At 73.2% G+C, this 541-nt stretch carries 1 protein-coding gene and 1 pseudogene; both read left to right on the forward strand.

Going from position 1 to position 541, the window contains the following annotated elements; translation table 11 throughout:
- Nucleotides 1-164 (forward strand): arginine deiminase family protein (locus tag A8G15_RS30315; RefSeq protein ID WP_245688059.1); only part of this gene is annotated, 164 nt, incomplete at its 5' end.
- Nucleotides 165-228: 64 nt separating this feature from the next.
- Nucleotides 229-541 (forward strand): annotated as a pseudogene (locus A8G15_RS29015) (phosphodiesterase); the annotation flags it as partial.

The raw sequence follows: 541 nt of genomic DNA on the forward strand, positions 1-541 counted from the left end.
CGGTGGCGCCCGGCGTGGTCGTCGCCTACGAGCGCAACGTCGAAACGAACGCCCGGCTCGAGGCCGCCGGAATCGAAGTGCTGCGGATCGCCGGGTCGGAACTGGGATCCGGACGCGGGGGACCGCGGTGCATGTCGTGCCCGCTCGCACGGGCCGCCGTCTGACACGGGGGAACGGGGGAACGGGGGCGGCGTGGTTGAAACCCGGCGGGGCGGGTATCAGGCTGGGGTGAAGCAGCTCGACGCAGTCCTCGGGGCCCCGTTCGCGGTGGCCTCCGCGGTCCGGCACGCGCGCATCTTCCACCCGCGCGGTGTTCTCGCGCGGGGACACGCCGAGCTGGAGTCGAGTTGGTGGCCGGTGCAGGGGAAGGTGCCGGTCACCGCTCGGCTGTCCCGTGGAATCGGGCTCCCCGCACAACTTCCCGACATCCTCGGCCTCGCGGTGCGACTGCACCTGCCCGACGAACCCTGGGACATCCTGCTGGCCACCGCGGCACACCCGCGGACACCCGTGCTGCTGTCCCCGGCGCGGAGCTGGGCGA

It is taken from the genome of Rhodococcus phenolicus (assembly GCF_001646785.1).
GTDB lineage: Bacteria > Actinomycetota > Actinomycetes > Mycobacteriales > Mycobacteriaceae > Rhodococcus > Rhodococcus phenolicus.